Genomic DNA, 4,555 nt, shown 5'->3' on the forward strand with positions numbered 1-4,555 from the left:
ACGACGAGGAAGCCGTCACCCCCGAGACCATCGCCGCGGTCGAGGCGGCGCTGCAGCAGGTCGCACCGGACATCCGCTTCGTCTCGGTCGAGAGCGTCGGGCCCAAGGTGTCGGGCGAGCTCATCCAGACCGCCTTCCTCGCCGTGGCGCTCGCCATCGGCGCGGTGCTGGTCTACATCTGGCTGCGCTTCGAATGGCAGTTCGCCGCCGGGGCGGTTCTGGCGCTGGTGCATGACGTGCTGCTGACGATCGGGGTGTTCTCCGAGGTGGGCATCCGCTTCGACCTGTCGATCATCGCGGCGCTGCTGACCATCGTCGGCTACTCGCTGAACGACACGGTGGTGGTTTTCGACCGGGTGCGAGAGAACCTGATCAAGTACAAGAAGCGCCCGCTGAAGGAAGTGCTGAACATCTCGATCAACGAGACGCTGAGCCGGACCATCATGACCTCGCTCACCACGCTGCTGGCGCTCTTCGCGCTGTTCGCACTGGGCGGCGACGTGATCCGCGGCTTCGTCTTCGCGATGATCTGGGGCGTCTTCGTCGGCACCTACTCGTCGATCTTCGTGGCCTCGGCCCTCCTGCTGTGGCTGGGCGTCAAGCGCGACTGGTCGAAGCCGGACGCCGAGGCCGAGGCCAACGGCAAGTCCAAGTCGAAGGGCCCGTCCGCAGGCGCGAGTGTCTGACGCCTTCGCCCAGGCCCTGGCAGTCCCCGGGCTCTGGGTGATGCTCGTCACGTGTTTCGTGGCGGGGCTGGTCTACGGCTTCGCCGGCTTCGGCTCGGCGCTGGTCTTCATGCCGGTGGGGGCGATCTTCCTGCCGGTGCAGACCTCGATCGCGGCCTTCAGCCTGTGCTCGCTGGCCTCGGTCTTCACCGTGCTGCCGCGCGCCGTCACCGAGGTGAACCGGCGCAACACGGTGCTGATGGTGGGCGCGGCGCTGCCCGCCGTCGCGGTCGGGCTCTGGGTGCTGAAACAGGCCGACATGACGTGGCTCCGCTGGGCGGTGGTGAGCGTGGCCGCGGTGACGCTGGCGGCGCTGGTGACCGGCTGGCGCTACCGCGCGGTGCCCGGGCCGGGGATGCGCATGGCGGTGGCCGGGGCCACCGGCTTCGTCGGCGGCGCGACCGGCCTTCTGGGCCCGGTGCTCATCCTGTTCCAGCTCGCGGGGCAGGACACGGTGGCGCGGTCGCGGGCCACGATCCTCGTCTTCCTGACCCTCACCACGGTGCTGTTGCTGCCGCTCATGGCCCTTCAGGGCCTCTTGACCGAGGCGGCCATTCCTCTTGGACTTCTCATGCTTCTGCCGTATGGTCTGGGCACGAAAGTGGGCCAGGCGCTGTTCAGACCGGCACGGGAGGAGGGATACCGTGTTGTGGCCTACCTTATCATCGCAACGGCAATCGTGCTGGGATTGCCGGTATGGGACTAGGGGACTACCATGCAGATGAAGGAAATCAGCTTCGGGGCAGCGCAGCCCGTGGACGGTTATGGCCCGGGGTTTTTCCGGGTCGGTGGCCGTGCGGTCGAGGGTGCCCTGTGCCTGTCTGTGGAAGGCGCCCTCGCTTGGGGTGGGCTCGAGGACGCGGAAACGCTCGTCCGGCTCGCCGATGATGCCGACGTGATTCTCATCGGGACCGGCACCTCCATGGCGCCGTTGCCGAAGGGGCTCTCGGAGCGACTGGCAGAGGCCGGAGTCGGATTCGAGATCATGAACTCGCCCTCAGCCTGCCGTACCTACAACGTGCTGCTCGGCGAAGGCCGGCGCGTCGCGCTGGCGGTTCTGCCGGTCTGACGCGGCGCCTCCGGGCGGCGGTGGCAGGGTGCGTCGTTCCGGACTGACGAAACGGCGGGGCGACGCTCCGCCGCGCGCTTTTGCCGCTTTTCCCGGACGTGGGGCTGAGGTACTTCCGACCCCATGATGCTGACTGTGCGCGATCTTGCGGTCTCCCGGGGCGGGGTGCCGGTGCTTGAGGGGGTCTCGTTCGACCTCGCGTCCGGCCGTGCGCTGGTGCTGCGCGGCCCCAATGGCTGCGGCAAGACCACGACGCTGCGCACCGTGGCGGGGCTGCAGCCGCCCTTCGAGGGCACCATCGAGGGTGCCGGCGAGCGCATCGCCTATGCCGCCCATTCCGACGGTCTGAAATCCATGCTTTCGGTGACCGAGAACCTGCGCTTCTGGGCGCAGGTCTTTGGCACGACCGACATCGCCCCGGCGCTGCGGGACTTCGATCTAGAGGGGCTGGCGGACCGGCTCGCGGGCAATCTCTCGGCCGGGCAGAAGCGTCGGCTGGGGCTGGCGCGGCTGATGGTCACCGGGCGCCCGGTCTGGGTGCTGGACGAGCCCACGGTGTCGCTCGACACGGCCTCGGTGGCGCTCTTCGCCGCAGCGGTGCGCCGGCATCTCGCCGAGGGCGGCTCGGCGCTGATCGCCACCCACATCGACCTCGGCATCCCCGAGGCGGAGATCTTCGACATGACCCCCTACAAGGCCGCGCCCCGCGCGGCGGTGCAGGACGAGGCCTTCCTGTGATCGCGCTGCTGCTGAGGGACCTGCGGCTGGCGGTGCGCGCCGGGGGAGGCTTCGGCCTCGGGCTTGCGTTCTTCCGGAGGGAGAGGGGGGGGGTACCCTTCGGCGTCGGGCCCGAGACCGGCCTGCTGTCGCGCATCGCGCCCGGGGTGCTGTGGATCGGCGCGCTCCTGGCTTGTCTGCTGTCGCTCGACCGCATCCTCGCGCTCGACTGGGAGGACGGCTCGCTCGATCTGCTGGCCACCGCGCCGCTGCCGATGGAGGGCATCGTCACCGTCAAGGCGCTGGCGCACTGGCTGACCACGGGCCTGCCGCTGGTGCTGGCGGCGCCGCTGCTGGGCGTGCTGCTGAGCCTGCCGCCGGGCGGCTATCTCTGGGTCATGGTGTCGCTCGCAGTGGGCACGCCGGCGCTGTCGGTCATCGGCACCTTCGGCGCGGCGCTGACAGTGGGGCTGAAGCGCGGCGGGTTGCTGCTGTCGCTGCTGGTGCTGCCGCTCTACGTGCCGACGCTGATCTTCGGCGCCGAAGTGGCCCGGCGCGGGGCCGAGGGGCTGGCGGTCGAGACGCCGCTTCTGATGTTGGGCGGCGTCAGCGCAGGCGTCATCGCGCTGCTGCCCTTCGCGAGTGCCGCGGTGCTGCGCATCAACCTGCGGTGACGGGGGCGGCCTGTGCGCTCCGGGAGCCTCGGGCTGCGGCGCCACGTGCCCTTGCTCATGACGCAAAATTCAGGTGAAACCATCCAGCAGCTGCGCTAGGGGAGAGCCATGTCGATCTGGGAATACGCCAACCCCGTGAAATTCATCCGCACCACGGATGTGGTGCTACCGTGGATCTCGGTTGCGGCGGTGCTGTGCCTCGCGACCGGACTGGTCTGGGGCTTCTTCTTCACTCCCGACGACTACCGGCAGGGCTCGACCGTCAAGATCTTCTACCTGCACGTGCCCGCCGCGATGATGGCCATCAACGCATGGGCGATGATGCTGGTGGCGTCGCTGGTCTGGATCGTACGCCGCCACCACGTCTCGGCGCTGGCCGCCCGCGCCGCCGCGCCGGTGGGCGCCACCTTCACGGTGATCGCGCTTGCGACCGGGGCGCTCTGGGGGCAGCCGATGTGGGGCACCTGGTGGGCGTGGGATCCGCGCCTGACCTCGTTCCTGGTGCTGTTTCTCTTCTACCTCGGCTACATGGCGCTCTGGTCCGCGATCGAGAACGACGACACCGCCGCCGACCTGACCTCGATCCTCTGCCTCGTGGGATCGGTCTTCGCGATCCTGTCGCGCTACGCGGTGCTGTTCTGGAACCAGGGCCTCCATCAGGGCGCGTCGCTGTCGCTCGACAAGCAGGAGAACGTGTCAGACATCTTCTGGTACCCGGCGCTGGTCTGCATCGCGGGCTTCGTGCTGCTCTTCGTGGCGTTGGTCTTCCTGCGCACCCAGACCGAAATCCGCGCCCGCCGCTCGCGCGCGCTGCTGGCACGGGAGCGCCAGGCATGATGCCCGACCTCGGAAAATACGCCTTTGCCGTGCTCGCCTCCTATGGCGTCGGGCTCGGGCTGATCGTCATCCTCGTGGTGGCAAGCGTGCTGCGGGCCCGCAAGGTCCGGGCAGAGCTGGAACAGATCGAACAGCGGAGCAAACGACATGGCTGAGAGCAACGACGCACCGGCGCGGAAGATCTCACCGCTCATGATCCTGCCGCCACTGATCTTCGCGGCCTTCGCGATCATGGCCTATCTGGGCATGCAGCGCGGCGACACCCACACGCTGCCGTCGACCTTCATCGGCCAGCAGGCGCCGGGGCTGCCGCCCGAGACGCTCGAGGGCTTTGGGGGCGTGACCGACGCCGACCTGCGCGACGGGCAGGTGACGGTGGTGAACTTCTGGGCCTCGTGGTGCCCGCCCTGCCGCGCCGAACACCCCCGGCTGCTGGAGCTGCAGCAGGAGGGCGTGCGCATCGTCGGTGTCAATTTCAAGGACAAGGCCGGGGCCGCGGGCAGCTACCTCACCGAGGAGAAGTCGCCCTTCAT

General features: G+C 68.9%; 8 protein-coding genes. All 8 read left to right on the forward strand.

Going from position 1 to position 4,555, the window contains the following annotated elements:
• Positions 1-686: protein translocase subunit SecF (gene secF, locus HC022_RS19505; protein WP_167453533.1), on the forward strand; the 686-nt coding region annotated here is incomplete at its 5' end.
• The gene (locus tag HC022_RS19510) at positions 679-1,431 is read left to right on the forward strand and encodes a sulfite exporter TauE/SafE family protein (RefSeq protein ID WP_040383968.1); all 753 of its coding nucleotides are present in this window, start codon (positions 679-681) and stop codon (positions 1,429-1,431) included. The genes secF and HC022_RS19510, both read left to right, overlap by 8 nt.
• A 9-nt stretch (positions 1,432-1,440) precedes the next feature.
• Positions 1,441-1,794 (forward strand): Mth938-like domain-containing protein, encoded by a 354-nt coding sequence (locus tag HC022_RS19515; protein WP_167453534.1) that lies wholly within the window; start codon positions 1,441-1,443, stop codon positions 1,792-1,794.
• Positions 1,795-1,917: 123 nt separating this feature from the next.
• Positions 1,918-2,532 (forward strand): heme ABC exporter ATP-binding protein CcmA, encoded by a 615-nt coding sequence (ccmA, locus tag HC022_RS19520; protein WP_167453535.1) that lies wholly within the window; start codon positions 1,918-1,920, stop codon positions 2,530-2,532.
• Positions 2,529-3,185, forward strand: a complete 657-nt coding sequence (ccmB, locus tag HC022_RS19525; RefSeq protein WP_167453536.1) for a heme exporter protein CcmB — start codon at positions 2,529-2,531, stop codon at positions 3,183-3,185. The genes ccmA and ccmB overlap by 4 nt, the downstream gene beginning before the upstream one ends.
• Positions 3,186-3,293: 108 nt before the next feature.
• Positions 3,294-4,022, forward strand: coding sequence for a heme ABC transporter permease (locus HC022_RS19530; protein ID WP_008884204.1), 729 nt, complete (start codon positions 3,294-3,296; stop codon positions 4,020-4,022).
• Positions 4,019-4,177 carry a heme exporter protein CcmD gene (ccmD, locus tag HC022_RS19535; RefSeq protein ID WP_008884827.1) on the forward strand — a complete coding sequence of 53 codons (159 nt, stop codon included), beginning with the start codon at positions 4,019-4,021 and terminating at the stop codon, positions 4,175-4,177. The genes HC022_RS19530 and ccmD overlap by 4 nt, the downstream gene beginning before the upstream one ends.
• On the forward strand, positions 4,170-4,555 hold a 386-nt coding region (locus tag HC022_RS19540; RefSeq protein ID WP_254885185.1), incomplete at its 3' end, for a redoxin family protein. The genes ccmD and HC022_RS19540, both read left to right, overlap by 8 nt.

Origin of the sequence: Salipiger sp. HF18 (assembly GCF_011806505.1) — a bacterium.
GTDB lineage: Bacteria > Pseudomonadota > Alphaproteobacteria > Rhodobacterales > Rhodobacteraceae > Salipiger > Salipiger thiooxidans.

Bases quoted from the DNA above. Each gene is read 5' to 3' on its own strand.
- ccmA (WP_167453535.1), top strand. From the start codon at position 1,918: ATGATGCTGACTGTGCGCGATCTTGCGGTCTCCCGGGGCGGGGTGCCG.
- HC022_RS19530 (WP_008884204.1), top strand. From the start codon at position 3,294: ATGTCGATCTGGGAATACGCCAACCCCGTGAAATTCATCCGCACCACG.
- ccmD (WP_008884827.1), top strand. From the start codon at position 4,019: ATGATGCCCGACCTCGGAAAATACGCCTTTGCCGTGCTCGCCTCCTAT.
- HC022_RS19515 (WP_167453534.1), top strand. From the start codon at position 1,441: ATGCAGATGAAGGAAATCAGCTTCGGGGCAGCGCAGCCCGTGGACGGT.